Raw genomic sequence first — 21,248 nt, forward strand, 5'->3', positions numbered from 1 at the left:
CGGTGTGTCTGTCCTAGAGCTTGGGGTGGTTGAACTTGGATATAACAATGCTGGGACTCGCTGCAAGTGCTTTACTGCTGATTCTGGCGTACCTGTTGGGATCAATCCCCACGGGATATTTGGCGGGTCGCTGGCTGAAGGGAATTGATATTCGAGAACAGGGTTCCGGTTCCACAGGAGCGACAAATGTCTTGCGCACCTTGGGAAAAGTACCGGCAGTTACAGTCCTGATCATTGATGCCCTCAAGGGTGCAGCTGCGATCGCCCTGGTACGGGGGGTCTATGGTTTAGAAACTTTCCGTGCCATCACAACAGATTTGAGTGGGATGGGAACCAGCCTGTTGCCTTGGATGCTTACCCTGGCTGGACTGTTGGCAATCCTGGGTCACAGCAAACCCGTCTGGATTGGGTTCAAGGGGGGAAAATCAGTGGCAACGAGTCTCGGCGTTTTGCTAGCCCTCTCTTGGCAAGTCGGTCTGGCAACTTTGGGGGTATTTCTGGGGGTTTTGGCCCTCTCACGAATTGTCTCTTTAAGCTCAATCCTGGCAGCAATTGCTGTTGGGGGCTGGATGTACGGGTTTGCCCAGCCCTTACCCTACTTGTTGTTTGCGATCGCTGGGGGACTGTATGTCATTGAGCGGCATCGGGGAAATATTCAGCGCCTCATGGCTGGCACCGAACCACGTCTGGGGCAGAAACTTCCTCAAGAAAATCAATCCTGACGATCATGAACAATGTAGAGGCTAACCAATCGAGCGATAAATATCGCTGGAAACAGTTGACCCAGCACCGACTCTACATTGGCCAGAAACATTGCTAATCCCTGAGTGGGAAGAATATCTCCATAGCCCAGGGTTGTCAGGGTTGTGAAGCTAAAATACATCATAGGGTAAATGCCATGGCGTTGAGTCAGGTGGGAGAAGGCACTCTGATCGAGTAATTCGATGCTGCTATAAAAGAGAAACCAGAGACTCCCAATCAGAAGATAAATACAGATTCCCCCACGAATCACGTCGATAGTTACCCGCTCCGCTTGATAAATCCTCCCCCCCATCACATAAATAGCCACTGCAATAAAAAGGGCGTAAATTAAATTACTCACAATAGAAGTGGTGACTCCCAAGGTCGAGAGGGGATTGTGATTATCAATTGCACCTAAGATAAAACCTAGTATTGCAACTCCTCCTAAGGGCCAAACTATATCTCGACGAGGATGACAAATTCCAATAATTTGAAAGATCACACCGAGCAGCATTAATGTAGAAATAGTCTGGGCAACGCTATTCTCATTAGAGATCGCTAGCGTCAATAGGAATAAAACTTGAAGTGTTAGAAGACGAGTATACTCTCGATGCTGTAGGTGTGTGATCATAAAGTAAAAATCGAAATTAAATATTCGAGCTAAGTCTGGGCTCAAGTCCTTCAATCAAAGTTAATTTGGAGCAGGGAAATATCATCATCAAAGGTGGTTTTATCACCAATTGTCCGGATATGATGCAAGATTTGATTCAGGTTAGATCGTTCCAAATCTTGTTGGCTTCTGAGCAGTTCGATAAAGGCTTTTAGCCCCCAGATGATATTATTTTCCAGACAAATTTCATAGACTCCGTCACTAAAAATATACAGCGTACTCATGGCTTCAATCGTGTAGATGTCATCGACAAACTTGATATCTGTTAGCATCCCAATCGGTGGGCCAATCGTGCGCAACTGACGTAGTTGAGGCGTATTATCTGTGTTTAAATACTTGAGAATTGCCGGGGGATGTCCGGCACTTGCATAGGTCAACTGACGCAGAGAAGGATGATAGACACCGTACCAGATGGTGAAATAGAGATCCTTGTGGCGCGACATTTGAAAGGTATCATTGAGGGCTGTCAAGACCGCACTTGGTTTGTTAAACGGCACATTCAAGGACTGCGATCGCAACATATTCAAGACAGACACTGACAGCAAAGCCGATCCCACCCCATGACCGGAAACATCCAGGAGATAGATCACCAATTCATCGGCATTCAACCAGTAGTAGTCAAAACTATCACCCCCCAGTTGCTTCGAGGGGATAAAGCGAGAATCAATGGTGATATTCCCCGTCATTGGTGGTGGCAGCAGGGAGCGCACATAATCGGCAGCTTCAGTCAGTTCTTCCTCCAGTCGTTGCTTCTGGAGCTGCAAATCTTGACTAAGTTGATGCAGCCGGAGTCCGGCACTGACTCGAGCCCTGAGTTCATTCATTTCAATCGGCTTGGAAAGAAAGTCATCTGCCCCAGTGTCCAAGCCCTTGATGCGATCTTCTAAAGCCCCCCGGGATGTCAACAAAATAAAAAAAGTGGTTAATAGCTCCGTGTTAGCCTTGATCTGGCGACAGACTTCTAGCCCATCCATCACGGGCATCATCCAGTCGCAGATAATCAGTGAGGGGAGTAACTTGTGGGCTTTGGCTACGCCTTCCTCCCCATTTTGGGCAACACTGACCTCATAGCCCTGCTTCTGCAGAGTCCTCGTGAGCAACACCCGAATGGTCGGGTCATCATCAATGATCAGAATCTTAACCATAGGGCGGCATCAACTAACTTGCCAGTGAACCCGCAGCTTCAACCGTTTGTAAAAGCCACTCTAAACGGGAAAGTAGCTCTATCGCATCCGTGAGTTGTTGATCACGGGCTTGATCTTCAAGGGTTGCGGCGACGGATTGCATCGCTGTGATGCCCAAGCTACCACTGGCACCTTTGATCCGATGGGCAGATTGCTCCACGCCCCGACAATCCTGAGCTGCGATCGCGGTTTTAATCAGATCAAGATTAGATTGAGTGTCCGTCACAAAGACATCCAGCAGCTCCATTTGAAATTCTGTATCCCCATCAGACAGTTGATGGAGAAATTCCCAATTAATCGGGTTTTCTGAGGGAGGATCGTTCTGATGAGATGGTTCTTGCACGGTTGTCACTTGCGGCTCTGACGGACGATATGTTGAATCCAGTGGTTTAAAATTGCTGACAGATCTTCCTGGGTCACAGGCTTGCTTAAGAAGTCATCCATCCCTGACTCGCGGCATTTTTCTCGGTCGGCAGTTGACGTATTGGCGGTAATCGCAATAACCACAGTCTGTCGGTGCACACCTTCTCGCTGGCGAATCACACGAGTTGTATCATAACCATCCAGAATCGGCATCTGACAATCCATCAGGACAATATCATAAGTGTCTTGATCCATCCGTTGCAGTGCTTCCTGACCATCGCTGGCGACATCGGCCACATAGCCCAAGACCTTGAGTTGTTTCAGGGCGAGTTTCTGGTTGACCTTGTTATCTTCTACCACAAGGATTTTCACCGATGACGGGTGGCCATCATTCTGAAGAGTCGCCTTGATCATAGGGTCATCCTGGGAAATAGTTCAGATTTTCAATACCGCCGTAGACGTTTCTACTCTGCGAAGCACCAGGAAAACACGAAGAATAACAGACCCAGACTCAACCAACCCGGCACCTGGAGCCATTCTAGCCAGCTTAACGGCCAGACGATCAGCACCTTTGTCAACAGTCCACCACTGGCTAGCAATAATACTAAGACGGCAAGGGGCATCAGTCTGCCTCCATCAAAAATATCCAGAATCCGCTGCAGACATCCTAAACGCTTTTGCAAGATCCCAATGCAATCCGGGGTACTGAAAAAATTGAGCCGGATTGCAGGCGACGCTGGGGAGTCAGGCTAAGATGGAAGCTGGTGTGCTCTAAAATATCCCCCTGAGTAACCTTTGTGCTGAATACCTTACTAGCTGATTTTCGCATCATTTTCGAGCGCGACCCTGCTGCTCGTAACTGGTTAGAAGTTCTGTTGTGTTATCCCGGTTTCCAGGCGCTACTGTTACACCGTTTTGCCCATTGGCTTCATGTTCTGGGTTTGCCGTTGATTCCCCGGCTGTTGTCTCACATTGCCCGATTCCTCACCGGGGTTGAAATTCACCCCGGTGCTGTGATTGGCAAATGCGTCTTCATCGATCACGGCATGGGAGTGGTCATTGGCGAAACAGCGATCGTCGGAGATTATGCCCTGATTTATCAAGGTGTCACCTTGGGGGGCACGGGCAAGGAAACGGGGAAACGTCACCCCACCTTGGGAGAAAATGTCGTAGTTGGCGCTGGCGCTAAAGTACTGGGGAATATCCAAATTGGCAGCAATGTTCGGATTGGGGCTGGTTCAGTTGTACTGAGGGATGTACCCTCTGACTGCACCGTGGTAGGCGTTCCAGGTCGGATTGTCTTCCGTTCCGGTGAACGAGTTGAACCCCTGGAACACGGACGGTTACCTGATTCAGAAGCCCAAGTCATTCGAGCTTTGGTGGATCGTATTGAAGCGTTGGAGCAGCAACTCCAGGCTGGGCAATGGGAATCGAGACAGACTCCACCTTCCATTCCTGATTTTGTCCCGCACCATCTTACCGTCCGGGTCAGTGGAGGGGAGCATGCTCTGGTTCCTCAAACTGCTGCACCTTGCTGTGATCTGCGAGATAAGGTCATTGAGGAATTTTTAAACGGAACGGGCATCTAAAGATTGGTGTCTTAAGGATTTACCCACCGAACTGCCCCCTGAAGGGGCTGCTGCTGATCATCAATCCAGCGGGTTTGAGACTCTAGTTGCAGTTCTAGATGATCCACCTGTCTAGGCTGCAGCAATAGGAGGCAAAACATCGGTAGTCGATCCGTGGGGCTGGGTGGCAGGGCTGGGAAAGCCTGATCCTGGTGGGTGCCCCCCGATGTGGGCCAGGTAAATTGCCGGCGGGCAGCTTCTAAGAGATCGTGCCAAGTGGCTCGATCGTCTTGCTGCAAGATGGGAATCGAAGGGGCTGCATCCACCAGACTCAAAGTGCCAGCAATGCGGATTGTTCGCGGGTTGGAGGAAAGTACCAGCAGGCTTGTGCCCAAGGGTTAACGTAAATTTGGGCTGCTTTCTGGCTGCAATTTGCAGAGAGTGGCTATCGATCAAAGAACGGTTGCGATGGAGGGCATGGGCTAGGGGCAATCGCTAGGGAGCGGAGGACATTGGGTTAAAACTTCGAACAGTCGGCAAGGCTCAATAGGTTTTCTCTAAAACCCTATTGATGGTGTACAGTAATAACTTTAAGTACTATACCTAGCAAATCTCTTCCTTCAACCAATAGCGAGACCCTATTATGGTTCGAGAACTCGATCGCCCCAAGCAGACCCATGAATTTCCTGCAACTGCGCCTGCTGCTAACCCTGTCTTCTTTCGAACCTACAGCCGTAAATTTGGCCGACGACGGGAAAGTTGGGATCAGGTGTGCGATCGCACGATTACCGGTATGGCTCGGCTCGGCAAGCTGATGCCCACAGAGGTTCAACTTCTACAGCGAATGCAGGGCGAGATTAAGTCGTTACCCTCAGGACGCTGGCTCTGGGTGGGTGGATCGGAGTGGCTGGAACGACCGGAGAATTTTTCGGGTGCTTACAACTGTACCAGCACCAATGTGGTGGACTGGCGCGCCTTTGGCTTGATGATGGATCTAGCCATGATGGGCTGTGGTACCGGGGCGGTTTTAGAGCCGCAATACATTAGTCAACTACCGCCGATTCGCAATCAGGTACAGGTCACCGTTCAGGGGGCACTCGGGACGACGCCAGCGGCGGCTCGGCGAGAATTGACTGAAGTAGCGATCACAGGGGATCAGGTAACAGTTTGGGTAGGGGATAGCCGCCAGGGCTGGGTGAAGTCCTATCAAACCTTACTGGAACTAGCCAGCGATGAACGCTTTGATGGCCAGGTACAAATCCTGATTGATCTCAGTGATGTTCGACCTGCGGGGGAAGCCCTACAAGGATTTGGCGGGGTTGCCAATCCAATTCGTCTGCCAGGATTGTATGAGCGCTGCGCCGCAATTCTCAATCAGGCGATCGGGCGACAGTTAACCTCCGTTGAGTGCTGCCTGCTGATTGATGAAGCTGCGGTTACCATCGTCGCCGGAAATATTAGACGATCAGCAGGGATGCGCCAGTTTAATAGTGATGACCAACTAGGGGCAACCGCCAAAGATAACCTCTGGCAGCAAGATGAAAATGGCAATTGGCGCATTGATCCCCAACGGGATTCCCTACGGATGGCGAATCATACCCGAGTGTTCCACCGCAAGCCCACCCTAGACGAATGCATTGATGCCGTTCGCAAGCAGTACTATTCTGGCGAAGGGGCGATTCAATGGGCAGGAGAGGCGATCGCTCGGGGGAATTACGATCTGCTCCAAACCCCTACTCAAAAGACAGCCTTCCTGCAAGCCTATAGCCAGGGAGAGGGGGTTCCAATGGCTGCAACAGCATTTGCCAGAGATCCCAACCCATGAATTAGAGCAACGGTTGCAGCGGTATGGTCTCAACCCCTGCGGTGAAATTTTAGGGAGCAATTTTCACTGTAATCTCAGCGAAATTCACTTAAATCGACTCGATCCCAAGAACCTCCAGGAGCAGGAGGATGCATTTACGGCGGGAGCGTTATCGGTGGCCACGCTGCTGAACCATCGGTTTGTGGAGGAGCGCTATCGTCAGTCCCGTGAATTAGACCCGATTGTCGGGGTCTCCTTTACCGGCTTGTTTGACTTCTTTGTCCATGCCTTTGGAGTGGAGTGGCTGGAATGGTGGCAAGCAGGTCGCCCCCAGACAGCAGTTGGGCTAGCCTTCAAACAGAAAGAACAAGAGTACTTAAATCGCTGGCGGGATACGGTGCATCGGGTGATCTGGGACTACTGCGATCGCCATGGAATCAAACGTCCCAATCGCTGCACAACCGTGCAACCCTCTGGAACCAAGTCACTGCTGACCAATGCCTCTCCCGGTTGGCATCCCCCCAAATCCCAACGATTTCTGCGTCGGATTACCTTCCGTAAAAATGATCCAGTGGCCTTAGCTTGTATTGACTACGGCTATCAGGTGGTGCCCTCCCAGTCTGATAAGGACGAAAATGGCCACCTCCTCAATGATCCCTTTGATCCACGGTGTACAGAATGGTTGGTGGAAATTCCCGTGGCCGTGTCCTGGGCGGATCTGCCAGGGGCAGATGCGATCGATGTTTCACAATTTTCTGCCCCAGCACAGATGGATTTCTATATGCAGGTGCAGGGTTGCTACGTAACCCACAACACCTCCGCCACCATTGAACTTCGCGAAGCCGAGGTAGAGGCATTGGGAACTCGCATCTACGAAGCGATTCGGGATGACGAAGGCTATATTTCAGCCGCATTACTGGCTCGATTTGACGATCATCAAACCTTTCCCCGCTTACCCTTTGAGCCGATCAACCGGGCAACTTACCAGCAGTTTCAGCAGGATGTCCTCGATCGTCGCCGTACCCAGGATTTCCAGTCAGCTCTGAATCGTTATGACTCCGGCTACCTCGAAGAAGCTGGTCCTGCGGGGTGCGACTCTGATAAGTGCCTATTACCAGAACAAACACCCAACTCTTAAGGTGGATGCTAGGGATCTGTCAAGAGTTTTAAATAAAAACTAGGGGCTTATCTTTTAGGGGGGCAAACGCATTGGCATCAAAGCGATACAAACTCGCAGGTCTGCCAGCCCCCCTCGATACCTTGACCCCCGTATCCTGCAAAAACCCCAACTTCAGGAGGCGGGAGCGAAAATTAGAATAGTCAGAAAAATTCTCACCCAGAATCGTTGTGTACAGTTGATAAAGATCATTGAGGGTGAAGACTTCGGGGAGAACGTCGAAGGCAACAGGGCTATACTCCAGTTTGTTACACAACCGCCGATGACCATACTGGAGAATGCGATTTTGATCAAATGCTAGGAGCGGCACCTGATCCAGCGGGTACCAGGCAATGCCACTGACCCCATCGGCAATCAGTTCCGCTGCTTCAAATTGCACCAAGGCAAAGTAACTGACCGAGAGATAACGGACGCTAGGGCTGGCAGGCACACCCCTCTCCTGTCGAGGATTTCCAAAGGTGTAAAGCTGCTCTAGGTAGAGGTTTTTAACCCGAATTTTCTCGTCCAGAATCCGGTAAGCAGCATCTTCTAGAGTCTCGCCTTGCCGTACCAAGGTTCCCGGTAGACACCACTGCCCCAGATAAGGCTCCTGTTGGCGCATCACCAGCAGCACCAGAACTCGGTTCAGGGTGGTATCTACCGAGAAAATTACATTATCAACCCCAACTTTAAATGCAGCTAACACCCGTTGTGGGGATGAATCGGCCGTCTTTTTAGAGAAGCGTCCTGACATGAGTACAACTGCTGTTGATGGATATAGGCAGCGATGGGTGGGGGTAATTCTTCCGATTCTCTATTCTCACGATACGCTGTGGACGAGACATTTAGGCCAGGAAGATCGGCGATCGCGACGATGGCTCCCATTCCTTTCAGCTTTTCCAGATGGGCAGCTGTGATCCCATAACCCGGTCGTGGGATCACCAATAGATGCACCCGCTCCAGCAGCTCTGAAATGTGATACCACTGGGGCAGTTGAGCCAGTAAATCAGACCCGATCACAAGGGTGAAATGGGCGTGGGGCCAACGCTGACGGGCGCGTTCCACCGTCTCCAGGGTTCGGGGGCTGCTAAGTTCTGCATAGAGACCCACATTGTTAATCGCTGGCTGAGTTGCAGCAATCAAGAGATGCAGCATCGCCATCCGGTGTTCTAGGCAGGTGGAGTGGGACTTAAAGGGGTTGTCCGCCGCCCACACCGCCACCCAATCAAAGTGCTGGGACAACCAGCGGAGAATGGATTGATGTCCGGTTGTGGGTGGATCGGCACTGGTGCCAAACAGAGCAATGGTTTTCATGGCAGACTAGCAGATTGAGAGGGATTATCAATTCGGGAAAGATGCTGGGTTTGCCGGATCAGCATTTGCAATTCATCAGAGAGTTCTACTGCCGGAGACATCGGATCTTTGAGCTGCTGGGTTGCCAGAGGAAGACTGGCAACGGACATAGCGGTGCGCTGGGCAATCTCAGCCAAGGGTTCAGGGTCATACAGCCGTTGGCCTTGTTTCATCACTAACTGCAACAGCGGGATCTCCCTTGGCAACGGAGATTCTGTTGCGACCCCCAAGCGATCGCCCCGAATCTTCCCCTGAGCCACCTGCCGGAAAATCTGTTTTCGCCCCGGATACGTGATCTTGCCAGGGGATTCTTTCATCACGGCACGACCCTCCAGTTCCACCAGTTTATACACGCCATTGACAGGGTCTCCGGTAACCAGACGAGTTCCCAGGCCATAGCCGTCAATACAGGCTCCGGCGGCTTGCAGATCGGCGATCTGCCATTCATCTAGATCACCGCTGGCAAAAATGGGTACGGTGGGTAACAGGGCTTTTACCTGTTGAGAAAGGGTCACCAAATCGCCGGAGTCTAGACGCACCCCGGCAAGTTGCATCTCACCTGACCGCAGTCTTTGAGCCAAATCACGCGCCGCCGCGATTGTATCGAAGGTATCAATCAGCAGCGGAGATCCTGGGAAATAACGATGAAACGCTGTAAAAGCAGCGGCTTCGGTACCCTCCATTGCGGTTAAGGCCATCACCAACGAATGAGCCATGGTTCCCGCTGGTTTAGAACCAAGTCGTAGGGCTGCCAGAACATTGGAAGTGCCATTAAATCCAGCTGCTAGTGCGGCCCGTGCTGCCCACAGAGAGGCCTGAGGACTAAAAGCCCTGCGGGTACCGAACTCCAATAAGGTTGCCTCGGTACCAGCGATCGCTCGCAAACGAGCTGCTCGGGTAGCAATTAAGGTTTGATAATTAAGGGCATTGAGAAGATAGGTTTCAGCAATTTGGGCTTGCCAAAGGGGGGCTTCGACCCGAAGCAATGGTTCATTGGCGAAGACAGCTGTTCCTTCAGGGACAGCCCACACATCACCTCTAAACGGGGTATCTGTCAGTAAGGACCAAAATTCATCAGGGGCATGGGCAAAGATGTCCGTTGCTTGCAACGCCGTCAGCTGGTTGGGAGCAAACTGCAACTGAGTCAAATAATCTAGAACCTGTTCCAGACCCATGACAATCAGATAGCCAAAGCCTGCTGGCAAACGCCGAACCGTCACTTCAAAACTAGCTCGACTCTGCGCCAAGCCTTCACCAAGGTAACAAGCAGTCATGGTCAGTTGATACAGATCCGTCAGAAGACCATAGTCCTGAGGCTGGATATCCAGGGTTGACTGATTCAAGTGAGCCTCCCTGCGGGGTGGGTGTTTTTAGACACGGGCAATATTCAGTTACCGTTAAATTATAGTTGATTCAACCAAAATTATACCCATTATATTGGGCAATGATTCTGAAAGTATTATTTTTATTGGGTCAATACTGGGCTTTAATCCCTTAGACAGGGCTTAAAATCTGCAATTGTGAGCGTCAGTGGTTATAGTGAAGTACAACATAACCTGGGGTGTATCCAGTGACTGGGGTCTCAGCTGTTAGGGATGCTTTGGCATCCCTGTACCCCTTGATTGCATCTTTAACCGCTCTTAAATATCATTTGTCATAGTCAGGCTGATGGTACAAACTAACAAATAAACGCCATTACAGGATCACGAGTCAGACAGCGTGATCCCCAATTTCATCCACTTGTCCTCAGAGAGAAACCTCCCCATGACACTTCAAACCGCTGCTCAAAAGGCCTGCTATGAAAAAGTAGCAACCTGGCTACAAGAGTTATTCCCCGATGGCTTGATTGCAGAGGAGGAGATTAATGTCTGCATTATCCCGATGGGGTCAGCCTTAGCTGTGGTAGAGGTAGTACCTTGGGACAGTGGCGAGACCTTAGTGCGGGTCTGGTCTAATGTGGTTACGGATATAGGACTTACCTCTGACCTGATGGAGTTCTTACTGCGGCAAAATGTGGTGATGAAGTTTGGAGCCTTTGGTATCAATGAAGATGGTGATATTCGTTTTGAACATGCCATTGTTGGCTCTACCTGTGACAAGAAGGAATTGAAAGCTTCTGTAAGGGCAGTGCTAGAAACAGCGGATCGATACGATGACGAAATTACTACGAAATGGGGAGGACGACGAGCATTGGAAGAACCACCCGTTTAAAGCATGGATCACTAGAGATAGGGTAAAAACCTAAACACGAGACGGTAAATTAGTTTGTGTCAAAGGTCAGAAATCAGGATCTAAATTGGAGGTTAGCGTCGTCGGGCTTTACTAACCATTTTCCGCGACAGGCGCAGCTTCAGCTGAGCTTGAGCTGCCCAGTCTTGGAAGAGACGATAGAAGCTCTGGCGATCGCCCGCCTGGAGCACCGCGGTCTGATCGGCGGTTTCAATCACGTAGGGATAGCCACTGCCAATAATCACCTCCCCGCGAATCCAGTTCACTACGGTTTCCAGCCGTCCGGCATCGTAGATCCAGCGGGGAAACTCCAAGCGTGCGGGGTAGCCATCATGGGTTTTGAGATAGGTAAAAATCAGTGAATCCCTCTGGGATGGATCATAGTCCCTGAGAATGCCTGGACGCTGGCACAAAAAGGCGGGGGTGCGATCGCCCCAGGTCATCCCCCAGTTCAGAAGTTGGGCATCATGGATACTATGGGCTGGGGGTAGCCCCCCGCAATGCTGCAACAACAGGGTAAGGTCATGGGCATAGCTGGTGTCGATATAACCGACCAGGGGGACACGATGGGTTTCACTGGCCTGGAGTAGGCGGCAGATGCACTGAATATAGAAGGCGCGACTCTCGCGGTCAAAGGTATCGGCAAAGGTAACCACCAGGGAACCATCCCAGAAGGCCAGACAGGTTTCACAACCCGCATGATTAGCCATGTACTGGATCAATCGTTCGGTTTCCATCTCAAACCGCCGCATATTCACCTGCCGCTCCGCGAGTTCACCGCTGTTACTCACCTGCAAATCACTGGGGGTGAGAATATCCACGGCAATGTCTTTTTCGTAACTGCCATTGGGGTGATGCGAATTCTCAAACCAGCCAATTTGCACCAGCGCCACTGGAATCGACAGATCTTTGCTGGGGTAAATTTGGGAGCCATCCACGGCAAAAGTAGAAATCCCCAGCAGGCGATCGCGCACCCAGGCTAAACTCTGCTCCCGACTCTGCCACACCGGTTCAAAGTCCATTAACCAATTGGGGGACGCTGCCCAGGATTCTAGGGGTCGGGCTCCCGGATCGGCGATTTCCTGGAGTTGCTGGGTCACGACCTCTGAGGAGCGTTGTCCTAAGGTCGTCAGCCCTTGACGATATTGCTGCAACAGTTGCCGCGATTGGTGGTCAAAGTTCTGAAACTCAGCTTGTTTGGCTTGCAGGAGCGCTAAAATTTGGGACGGTTTGAGGGGCATCGGCAAAGCTCTCTGAACAGGATAGCCATCGTCAAAAACCTTGGTGCGATGGCGTGTCAGGCAGTCTCCCAGAATCAGCGTTTGACAGTCTAATCATCTCCTGAATCTGCCTGACTAGCGCTATCAATCACCATCTAGGGTGCTTGCGCCTCGATTACTCGGGTCGATTTAACCAGATCCCCCGGAGGCCAGCCATTTGAGCGGCAACATAATCTTCTCGCAGGCTGTCCCCAATATGCCAGGCGGCGGCGGCAGGGCACTGGTGTTTAGCCAGCGCCACCTGAAACACTTGGGGTTGGGGTTTAGCGCTCCCCACCTCCGTGGAAATGGTGATGGTGGCAAAGTAGGGACGGAGTCCTAACACCTCCAAAACCGTGTAGAGACGACTATCAAAATTAGAGAGAATCCCCAGGGGAATCCCCTGAGCCAGCCAGGACTGCAAGGTGGGAATCACATCTGGATAGAGATACCAGGGAGTCGCCGTCGCAAAGTGATGATAAAGCTCGGTGAACAATGCCTCAAAGTCCGAGATCTGATCCAAAAGCCCCACCCGCTGGAAGGTTTGGGCCGCAATCGCCCGCCACCAGCGGTATTCCTGCTGGGGAATCTCAGCCGCCGCTACCCCTGGAAACGCCGCCGCCGAACTACTCTGAAAACTGGCAAAAAACGCGGAGTTCAGCGCTGGTGCAGAAGCCTCAATACCGAATTCAGCCGCGATCGCCGCATAGATAGCGCCTACACTGCCCTGTATGCCAAACAGCGTCCCCACGGCATCGACAAAAATCACCTGGGGTGGGGTGGCTGGCAGGGGAATCTCGGCCAGAGTGGCATAGTGATCCGTAGGGGGAACGGCTGGAAACCCCGGGGCAGTACTCATTGTCTTAAGGCATCCACTAGGGGGCGCGTGATCCAGCTGAAGCCAACCTTGAGTTGATGATCCAGGGTTGGCAACCGCGCCAGATAGAGCAGCCGCCGCACCAGATGTGCCATGGGGCCATCCAGGGTGACTCCCAGTCCTGCAAAGGTGGCATTGTCAGTCCCCAGGGTCATCATTTCCCCCAAATGCAGGTAACGGAAGGGCAATAAGGGTCGTCCCGTCAGGCTGGCCCAGAGATTCCACCCTGCATAATCTGCTTGTTGAAACGCGACTTGGGCAGTGGCGGGTACCTGCTGACCTTCGGCATCTCGACAGTCCGCCATATCTCCGAGGGCAAACAGATCCGGATAGTCGGGCAATTGCAGGGTCGAAGCAATCAGTAACTGTCCCCGCTGATTCTTCTGGACGGGCAAGGTCTGAATCACGGGGTGCATTTTGGTACCCACCGTCCACAGCACCAGATCCACGGGGATGGTATCGGTCTGACCTTGATGGGTGAGGGAAATTTCATCGCCGGCGATCGCCGCGATGGTGGTCTCTAGATCGACCCAAACCTGTCTCTGGGAGAGGGCACGTTGGGCGGCCTCTCGATTAAACTCGGGAGCGGAGCGCAAAATTTGGCAGCCTTGCTCAATCAGTCTCAGTCGTCCTCGCCCTTGCAGGCGGTCTGCCAGTTTACACGCCAACTCAACGCCACTGTACCCCGCCCCCACCACTGCTACACGAATCTTCTCAGCAGGGGATGCTTCCAAAACCCGCAAGGCTGCTTCCAGACGCTGGGCATCGGCCAGCACCCGAAAGGGCAGGGCATATTCGGCAGCTCCAGGCACCAGATCCAGGGGACTTTCCCCACCAAGGGCCAACACCAACTTGTCGTAGGGGAGATCGGCCTCGTCCTGGAATTGCACCGTTTTTGCCTGTAAATCCAGGCCGATCACCGCAGCCTGACGAAACCGTACCCCGGTGTTGGCAAGCAATTCGGAGTAACTCGGGGCAATTTCCCAGGTTTGGAGTTCCCCTGTCACTAACTCATAAAGCAGGGGGGAAAACAAAAACCGATCGCGCTGATCCACCAGCACAATTTCGGGAGGCAACGTCTCAATGTCTGCATGTCCTAGTTGGGTTTCCCAGGGCAGCTGACTCAAGCGCAGGGCGGTATGGAGCCCCCCAAAGCCACCGCCAAGAATACAAATCCGTTTTGGTTGTTGAGTCATCGAAAACCTCTGGGAAACCCTGCCGTTCCAGGGCAGGGATGGATAGGAGCGGCAATTGAGCGGTATCTCCTTCGGAGAGGCTCCGCGAACGATGCCGGGAAAATTGCCATACAAATTAACACTTTCACAGTCAATATATTAGAGTGTGAAATATGGAAACAGCTTTCAAATACCGTTTCTATCCGACTCCTGAGCAAGAATCCTTGCTGAGAAGAACGCTTGGCTGTTGCAAAAAGAAGCGCCATGGCGGCTCTATGGTTAAAAACTCGGAAGTTGTCTAATGCAATTTCTGATGCTGGATGGAGCGAGATGACCCGCCAACTAGACTACAAAGCCAAATGGTATGGTCGCACCTTTGTTCAGCTTGACCGTTGGTTCCCTGGTTCTAAAACTTGCTCTCAGTGTAGGCATAAAGTTGAACAGCTGCCGTTGAAGATTCGTGAGTGGGATTGTCCGAAGTGCGATGCTCACCATGATCGAGAGGTGAATGCGCTTGCCCCTTGATCGATGACTTATGGATTCTGATCCAACCACTGACCTAATTTACCGTCAAACCCTGCGGATGCAGCAGGTTCAGTCTCCGATCATTCCGGTGGTAGCGCAGCTGGTTCGCAACTGTCCCGGCACCATTTCCCTCGGACAAGGAGTGGTTGATTACGGCCCACCCCCGGCAGCGATCGCGGCTATTTCGGAGTTTCTGACCAGTGATCACCCGCACCAGTACCAGGCAGTGTCAGGGATTCCAGCACTCCAAAGGGCAATCTCGGCCAAGTTGCACCTCGAAAATGGCATCCCTGGAGGTGAGCAAACCCAGGTTGTGGTCACTGCCGGAGCCAACATGGGGTTCATGAATGCAATTCTGGCCATTACCAGCCCCGGCGATGAGGTGATTCTCCCAACACCCTACTACTTCAACCACGACATGGCGATCGCGATCGCGGGTTGTCAGGCAGTGTGCGTCCCCACCGATGCCGATTACCAGCTCCAGCCGCAGCTACTGCGACAGGCAATCACAGCCAAAACTCGAGCCATTGTTACCATCTCACCCAACAACCCGACGGGAGCGGTTTATCCGGCGGCGACGTTGCAACAGGTGAATGCCCTCTGTCGAGAGTATGGATTTTACCACATCAGTGATGAAACCTACGAATATTTCACCTATGACGGCATGCAACATTTTTCGCCAGGTTCAATTCCAGGCAGTGCTGCACATACGATTTCCCTCTATTCCCTCTCCAAAGCCTACGGGTTTGCCAGTTGGCGGATTGGGTACATGGTGATTCCAGGGCACCTCTTGCCATCGGTAGAAAAAATTCAAGACACGATGTTAATTTGTCCCCCCGTGATTTCCCAGTATGCGGCGGTGGGGGCACTGCAAGCAGGATCTACCTATTGTCGAGACCAACTGAGGGCGATCGCCAGAGTACGACAGATGATCCTGACCGAGCTAGCCAAGCTTCAGGATCTTGTCACTCTACCCCCCCGCAAGGGGGGCTTTCTACTGTTTCTTGAAGGTGCATACAACTTTATCAGCCATGACGCTTGTAGAAAAACTAATCCAGGAATACCAAGTTGCGGTTATCCCTGGCGAAACCTTTGGGATGTCAGAGGGCTGCTATCTCCGCGTTGCCTACGGGGCACTGCAACCCACAACTGCCTTCGATGGGATTGGACGGCTAGTGAAAGGACTGCAGCGATTGATCTAAATTTCTCTAGGTCACATACCCCGGAGATTGTTGCGACCAGTATCACGTCACTGGGGATGATTTCGGAATGGCAAAGGTCAGGGAGGGGTGGGATCAAGTCTGAAAAGTCGGGTTCTGATCTGTCCAGGACGGCCATGGGACAGGGGTTATTAACCTCCGTCGAAGTCAAACGATGTAGACCCCTCAATCTGCCTGTGGTTAATTGGATGGATGACAACCTTTTGCTCTGTGGCGCTCTGGCCCATGACGTTGAGTCGGCTAAGGGTAGAATGCCCATTAAACTGGCGCCCTCTTAAACCTCTGCCAAGGCGATTAAAGCTCTCTTTATCGGGTATGAGCTGGTCAAAGCCATTGATTGAATTACACTGTTGAGTTAAAAACCTTCCTCATTACTTCCTCGCGCGAAAGTGAAATCAACGCATGGCTAAACAGTTGAACTTGCTAACACCCGCTCAGGTAATCCCAACTGCGTTGCACATTGAGATGCAACGCTCTTACCTGGAATATGCCATGAGCGTGATTGTTGGCAGGGCGTTGCCGGACGCCCGGGATGGTCTCAAGCCTGTCCATCGCCGCATTGTCTATGCCATGCACGAACTGGGGCTGACCCCCGATCGCCCCTTTCGTAAGTGTGCCAGGGTAGTCGGGGATGTTTTGGGGAAGTATCACCCCCACGGAGATCAGGCAGTTTACGATGCCTTGGTGCGCATGGTGCAGGAGTTTTCCAGTCGCTATCCCCTCTTAGCAGGGCATGGCAACTTTGGGTCGGTGGATGATGACCCCCCGGCGGCGATGCGGTACACCGAAACCCGACTGGCGGCGATCGCCCACGAGGCAATCCTCGCTGAGATTGGAGATGCCACCGTTGACTTTATTGGTAACTTTGATAACTCCCAGCAGGAACCGACGGTTTTACCAGCTCAACTGCCCCTGCTGCTGCTGAATGGTAGTTCCGGCATTGCAGTGGGCATGGCAACGAATATTCCACCCCACAATCTGGGAGAAGTGGTGGATGGTTTAATGGCCCTCATCGATCGCCCTGACCTGAGTGATCAGGACTTACTGAAACTGATTCCTGGCCCGGATTTCCCCACCGGCGGGGAAATTGTCAGTACCGATGGCATTCGGGAAGCCTACACCACAGGGCGAGGGAGCATTCCAGTGCGCGGCGTGGTGCAGGTGGAAGAAGTACAACCAGGCCGGGGTCGCCACCGCCGAGCCGCCCTGGTGGTCACGGAACTACCCTATCAGGTCAACAAGGCCGCCTGGATTGAGAAGGTCGCAGATCTGGTGAATCAAGGCCGATTGGAAGGGGTGGCGGATATTCGAGATGAGAGTGATCGTGACGGCATGCGGGTGGTGATTGAATTAAAACGGGAGATCCAACCCGCCGCCCTGCTCAATGAACTCTATCGCCAAACCGCGCTGCAATCGAATTTTGGGGCGATTCTCCTCGCCTTGGCAGAGGGGCAACCCCGGCAGATGCCCCTGCGGGAGTTGCTCCAAATCTTTCTGCAATTCCGGGAGCAAACCCTATCCCGTCGTTACAACCATGAACTCGACAAATCGGAACAGCGTCGTCACTTGTTAGCAGGGATGTTGGCGGCATTGACGAATTTGGACGGCCTGATTGAGATTCTCCGCCAGGCACCGGATGGCACCACTGCCAAGACCCGCCTTCAGGAACAATTTCAACTCAGCGATCGCCAGTCTGATGCCATTCTTGCCATGCCCCTGCGACGACTCACGGGTTTAGAACGCCAAAATTTACAGACGGAATTTGAGGAACTCACCCAGCGAACAACTGAGTTACAGCGTCTCTTGGGCGATCGCCGAGAATTGCTCAAAGCCCTGAAAAAAGACCTGCGTTCCCTGAAGCGTAAGTATGGCGATCGCCGCCGTACCCGGATTCTGGGTCAAGCCGATCCAGCTGGCGGCCAGGGAGCGATGGTTAAAGATCCGCCTCCGGCTATGACACCGCCCCCCCGTAGTCACACCCCCCAGCGCCCCTCCGAAAGCAGTGAGCCACCATCGCTGCAAGAGTACACCCCGGAGCCAGAAGCCACCGTCGTGGAACTCACCCAGCGGGGATATATCCGCCGCCTGACTCCCAAAGCCTTCCAGCGACAACAGCGACCCAGGACCAGCCTCCCCGCACCAGAAGACTGCGAGGATGCCGTGATTCAAGCCCAACCCGCTGACACGGCTCAAGAGTTACTGGTGCTGACCCGCAGTGGCAAGGCTTATACCCTTCCCGTCGAGGAAATTCCCTCGGGGCGGAATGGTCGGGGAACCCCCTTGATTAGTCTCCTACCGACAGCGGCCCAAGGAGATCCCGAGGCGATTGTGCAAACCCTGGTACTGCCAGGGGCACTGGAGGGGCTGGATCTCTTACTGCTATCCCACCAGGGACGGATTAAACGTATTCCCCTCCTAGAGTTTACCCACCTCACAGGCCGGGGCTTGATCGGGATGAAACTGAAGCCAGGGGATACTCTAATTCATGCCAGTCTGGTACAACCTGCAACCCAGTTAGTCCTGGCTACCTCCAGTGGCCGCCTGCTGCGCTTTGAGGTGAATTTAGACCAGCTACCTGTGATGGGTCGGACAACTCAAGGCTTGGCAGCCATGCGCTTAGGCAGCCAGGAACAGTTAGTGGGTTGGGCGATGGTAGATCCCCAGGTGAACCTGTTGTTAGTTTCCCAACAAGGGTATTTGCAAGCACTTCCCCTCCAGCGACTGCGCCTTGGCAAGCGGGGAGAACTGGGTACCCAGGTGATGCAGTTTGCCAATCGTACGGATGAGTTGGCTGGATTTCTACCCCTATTGCCCGAGGCAGGCGTGCTGCTACAAACCACTACGCAGCGGTTAATCCGCCTGCCCCCGGAAAGTCTTTTCCCCGAAGGGGTGGAAATCGATCCTCTCGGTCTTCACTACGTCGGCGATCGCCTCATCCAAGCCGATCAGGGAGAGCGAATTCTCGCGGTCATTCCCCTGATCCCGCATCGATAGGCATCCACTCCCGAAATAGCGTCTCTCCAAAGCCAGTGTTTGTACTTACTAGTCTGAGGTTGTACCCTGGTTATTAAGCCCCTCGGCAGCGATCGGCAACCGGAGAATCCAGATTTATCCACGCTGCACCTTGGGCACGTCTGGGTTCAATGCATCCGCTGTCCTTGCTGAGCATAGCCTGCAACCTTCACCATCATGGAAGCCCCTCTGGAATTAACCCTGCAAATGGTGATGACTGTGATGGCAGGCATCAGTGCTCAAGTGTTGGCAGACTTTCTCAAGGTTCCCGGCATTGTGTTCCTACTGCTGTTTGGGGTCTTACTCGGCCCCGATGGGTTTGGGTGGCTCCATCCCAGTCTGCTAGGCACGGGTCTGGATGTGATTGTTGCCCTCTCCGTGGCAGTGATTCTCTTTGAGGGGGGTCTTCAACCTAGAATTGCGGGACTTGGGCCAGATCTCCGCCAGTCTCCGTAACTTAGTCACCCTGGGAACCCTGATCACCTTAATCGGCGGGAGTATGGGGGCTCACTGGCTGAGCGAATTTCCTTGGCCGATTGCCATCCTTTACGCCTCTTTGGTGGTTGTCACCGGGCCAACCGTCATTAGCCCGCTGCTCAAACAGGTTCAAGTGGATCGTCAGGTTGCGACTCTGCTCGAGTACGAAGGTGTCCTGATTGATCCCATCGGAGCCATCCTAGCCGTGGTGGTGCTCAACATTATCATTAGCGGCGACATGCACCCCTTGGACATCCTCAGTGGCGTGGGCATGCGCGTGGGCATCGGGGCTGGCATTGGCATTGTCGGCGGCTGGCTCCTGGGTTGGATCTTAAAACGAGCCAAGTTTCTATCTGAGGATCTCAAAAACCTGGTAGTGCTAGCAGGGCTCTGGGGACTATTCGGTTGGGCGCAGATGCTGCGGAGTGAGTCAGGACTGATGGCAACCGTAGTAGCTGGAATTATGCTCAGAGTCGCGGCGGTTCCAGAAGAGCGGCTGCTGCGGCGGTTTAAAGGGCAGCTCACGGTGCTGGCTGTTTCGGTGTTGTTTATTTTATTGGCCGCCGATCTCTCCATCGCCAGTATCTTTGCCTTGGGGTGGGGGGGGTTGCTGACAGTTGTATTCTTGATGTTGGTAGTACGGCCTATCAGCATTGGTCTGTGTACAGGGAAGAGTGACCTCAACTGGCGGCAGAAACTCTTTATGAGCTGGATTGCCCCTCGGGGGATTGTGGCAGCTTCCGTGGCTTCTTTATTCGCGATCTCCTTAACCGAACACGGCATCAATGGGGGAGATGCGATTAAAGCCCTTGTGTTTCTCACCATCTGTCTCACCGTCATTCTCCAGGGACTCACGGCGCGATGGGTAGCAACCCTGCTACGGATTACATCGATAGATCGTACCGGAGCTGTGATTGTGGGCTGCCATCCCCTGAGTTGTCTATTGGCGCGTCTCTTTCAAGAACGAGGCGAACCCGTTGCCTTAATTGACACCAACCCGGAGGCCGCCGATCTGGCAGAACAGGAAAAACGTGCCATTTTTCGTCAACAGTGCCCTTGATACGGCTGTTTTGGAAAAGGCGGGATTGTCCTCTGTGGGAACCTTTTTGGCGATGACGAACAATGGTGAGGTCAATCTCGTGCTGGCGCAACGGGCTGTAGAGGAGTTTCATCCCCCCCACGTACTAGCGGTATTCCCCCGCGATCCTCAGGTAGGACGTGGAACGACTCCTAGCAAGGTCAATCAGGCTTTTCTCCCCGATCTGATGATCAAAACCTGGAATCAGTACTTAATGGATCGGGATGTCAAATTGGGGGAAACGATCCTCAGTCAAGAGCATGAATTAGGCTTCCAGACGGCCCATATTCAAGCCTTAATCCACTCAGGGGATCTCATCCCCCTGTTGTTGGAACGAGAGGGACGGCTTCAGATTGTACCCGTAGGGGAGATCTGGCAAACGGGCGATCGCCTGATCTATCTCTTATATGCACCCAAACCCAAACTCTTGAAGCTGCTCTCAGGCTCGAGCCAGCCCCGTCTAACCTTGGAAAAACTCCCTGAAATCGAGGACATTAGCCTTCTGACCCCAGCTCTAGAGCCATCGTTAGAATAATGGGCTGATTCGCCAGCTTAAA

General features: G+C 52.8%; 16 protein-coding genes and 5 pseudogenes. 9 read left to right on the plus strand and 12 right to left on the minus strand.

Going from position 1 to position 21,248, the window contains the following annotated elements; translation table 11 throughout:
- The first annotated feature begins 47 nt into the window (after window positions 1–47).
- Window positions 48–722 carry a glycerol-3-phosphate 1-O-acyltransferase PlsY gene (gene plsY, locus DO97_RS01135; protein ID WP_156120381.1) on the plus strand — a complete coding sequence of 225 codons (675 nt, stop codon included), beginning with the start codon at window positions 48–50 and terminating at the stop codon, window positions 720–722.
- Here the strand turns inward: plsY and DO97_RS24260 are convergent.
- From DO97_RS24260 to DO97_RS01160, 5 genes are all read right to left on the minus strand, one after another.
- A complete protein-coding gene (locus DO97_RS24260) occupies window positions 713–1,102 on the minus strand; it encodes a potassium channel family protein (protein WP_162182917.1) in 390 nt (129 codons plus the stop codon). The genes plsY and DO97_RS24260 overlap by 10 nt on opposite strands.
- Window positions 1,103–1,422: 320 nt before the next feature.
- On the minus strand, window positions 1,423–2,556 hold the full coding sequence (locus DO97_RS01145; RefSeq protein ID WP_036530514.1) for a PP2C family protein-serine/threonine phosphatase: 1,134 nt from the start codon (window positions 2,554–2,556) through the stop codon (window positions 1,423–1,425).
- 13 nt (window positions 2,557–2,569) lie between these two features.
- Window positions 2,570–2,947, minus strand: coding sequence for an Hpt domain-containing protein (locus tag DO97_RS01150; protein ID WP_239651340.1), 378 nt, complete (start codon window positions 2,945–2,947; stop codon window positions 2,570–2,572).
- A complete protein-coding gene (locus DO97_RS01155; RefSeq protein ID WP_036530517.1) occupies window positions 2,944–3,372 on the minus strand; it encodes a response regulator in 429 nt (142 codons plus the stop codon). The genes DO97_RS01150 and DO97_RS01155 overlap by 4 nt, the downstream gene beginning before the upstream one ends.
- Before the next feature lie 50 nt (window positions 3,373–3,422).
- Window positions 3,423–3,581 (minus strand): hypothetical protein, encoded by a 159-nt coding sequence (locus DO97_RS01160; protein ID WP_162182918.1) that lies wholly within the window; start codon window positions 3,579–3,581, stop codon window positions 3,423–3,425.
- A 174-nt stretch (window positions 3,582–3,755) separates the two neighbouring features.
- Here DO97_RS01160 and cysE point away from each other — a divergent pair, with 174 nt between their 5' ends.
- The gene (cysE, locus tag DO97_RS01165; protein ID WP_036530522.1) at window positions 3,756–4,547 is read left to right on the plus strand and encodes a serine O-acetyltransferase; all 792 of its coding nucleotides are present in this window, start codon (window positions 3,756–3,758) and stop codon (window positions 4,545–4,547) included.
- An 11-nt stretch (window positions 4,548–4,558) separates the two neighbouring features.
- On the opposite strand, the gene DO97_RS01170 is transcribed toward cysE, so the two are convergent.
- Entirely contained in the window at window positions 4,559–4,921 is a 363-nt protein-coding gene (locus tag DO97_RS01170) for a hypothetical protein (RefSeq protein ID WP_052128230.1), read from the minus strand.
- A 248-nt stretch (window positions 4,922–5,169) separates the two neighbouring features.
- Here DO97_RS01170 and nrdJ point away from each other — a divergent pair.
- Window positions 5,170–7,468 (plus strand): annotated as a pseudogene (gene nrdJ / locus DO97_RS30565) (ribonucleoside-triphosphate reductase, adenosylcobalamin-dependent).
- Window positions 7,469–7,496: 28 nt separating this feature from the next.
- On the opposite strand, the gene DO97_RS01180 reads toward nrdJ, so the two are convergent.
- The 3 genes from DO97_RS01180 to DO97_RS01190 are packed head-to-tail and all read right to left on the minus strand — an operon-like array spanning window position 7,497 to window position 10,182.
- The gene (locus tag DO97_RS01180) at window positions 7,497–8,240 is read right to left on the minus strand and encodes an NUDIX hydrolase (protein WP_036530523.1); all 744 of its coding nucleotides are present in this window, start codon (window positions 8,238–8,240) and stop codon (window positions 7,497–7,499) included.
- Window positions 8,186–8,800 carry a nicotinate-nucleotide adenylyltransferase gene (locus DO97_RS01185; protein ID WP_036530526.1) on the minus strand — a complete coding sequence of 205 codons (615 nt, stop codon included), beginning with the start codon at window positions 8,798–8,800 and terminating at the stop codon, window positions 8,186–8,188. Before DO97_RS01185 ends, DO97_RS01180 begins: the two co-directional genes overlap by 55 nt.
- Complete coding sequence (locus DO97_RS01190) at window positions 8,797–10,182, minus strand: nicotinate phosphoribosyltransferase (protein WP_036530528.1); 1,386 nt, start codon at window positions 10,180–10,182, stop codon at window positions 8,797–8,799. Before DO97_RS01190 ends, DO97_RS01185 begins: the two co-directional genes overlap by 4 nt.
- Window positions 10,183–10,603: 421 nt before the next feature.
- Here DO97_RS01190 and DO97_RS01195 point away from each other — a divergent pair, with 421 nt between their 5' ends.
- On the plus strand, window positions 10,604–11,050 hold the full coding sequence (locus tag DO97_RS01195; RefSeq protein ID WP_036530531.1) for a T3SS (YopN, CesT) and YbjN peptide-binding chaperone 1: 447 nt from the start codon (window positions 10,604–10,606) through the stop codon (window positions 11,048–11,050).
- Window positions 11,051–11,142: 92 nt separating this feature from the next.
- Here DO97_RS01195 and DO97_RS01200 read toward each other — a convergent pair whose 3' ends face one another.
- The 3 genes from DO97_RS01200 to DO97_RS01210 form a co-directional block, all read right to left on the minus strand.
- A complete protein-coding gene (locus DO97_RS01200; RefSeq protein ID WP_036530534.1) occupies window positions 11,143–12,309 on the minus strand; it encodes a DNA double-strand break repair nuclease NurA in 1,167 nt (388 codons plus the stop codon).
- Window positions 12,310–12,463: 154 nt separating this feature from the next.
- A complete protein-coding gene (locus DO97_RS01205) occupies window positions 12,464–13,186 on the minus strand; it encodes an HAD-IA family hydrolase (protein WP_081980574.1) in 723 nt (240 codons plus the stop codon).
- The gene (locus tag DO97_RS01210) at window positions 13,183–14,400 is read right to left on the minus strand and encodes an NAD(P)/FAD-dependent oxidoreductase (protein WP_036530535.1); all 1,218 of its coding nucleotides are present in this window, start codon (window positions 14,398–14,400) and stop codon (window positions 13,183–13,185) included. The genes DO97_RS01205 and DO97_RS01210 overlap by 4 nt, the downstream gene beginning before the upstream one ends.
- 152 nt (window positions 14,401–14,552) lie before the next feature.
- On the opposite strand from DO97_RS01210, the pseudogene DO97_RS30570 reads away from it, so the two are divergent.
- The 5 genes and pseudogenes from DO97_RS30570 to DO97_RS30575 form a co-directional block, all read left to right on the plus strand.
- A pseudogene (locus DO97_RS30570) lies at window positions 14,553–14,633 on the plus strand (helix-turn-helix domain-containing protein); the annotation flags it as partial.
- 40 nt (window positions 14,634–14,673) lie between these two features.
- Window positions 14,674–14,892: pseudogene (locus tag DO97_RS29980) on the plus strand (zinc ribbon domain-containing protein); the annotation flags it as partial.
- Between the two features lie 70 nt (window positions 14,893–14,962).
- Window positions 14,963–16,106 (plus strand): annotated as a pseudogene (locus DO97_RS01215) (pyridoxal phosphate-dependent aminotransferase).
- A gap of 420 nt (window positions 16,107–16,526) precedes the next feature.
- Window positions 16,527–19,118, plus strand: coding sequence for a DNA gyrase/topoisomerase IV subunit A (locus tag DO97_RS01220; protein ID WP_036530537.1), 2,592 nt, complete (start codon window positions 16,527–16,529; stop codon window positions 19,116–19,118).
- A gap of 195 nt (window positions 19,119–19,313) precedes the next feature.
- Window positions 19,314–21,226 (plus strand): annotated as a pseudogene (locus DO97_RS30575) (cation:proton antiporter).
- Window positions 21,227–21,248: the final 22 nt, after the last annotated feature.

Source organism: Neosynechococcus sphagnicola sy1, from assembly GCF_000775285.1.
GTDB classification, from domain to species: domain Bacteria; phylum Cyanobacteriota; class Cyanobacteriia; order Neosynechococcales; family Neosynechococcaceae; genus Neosynechococcus; species Neosynechococcus sphagnicola.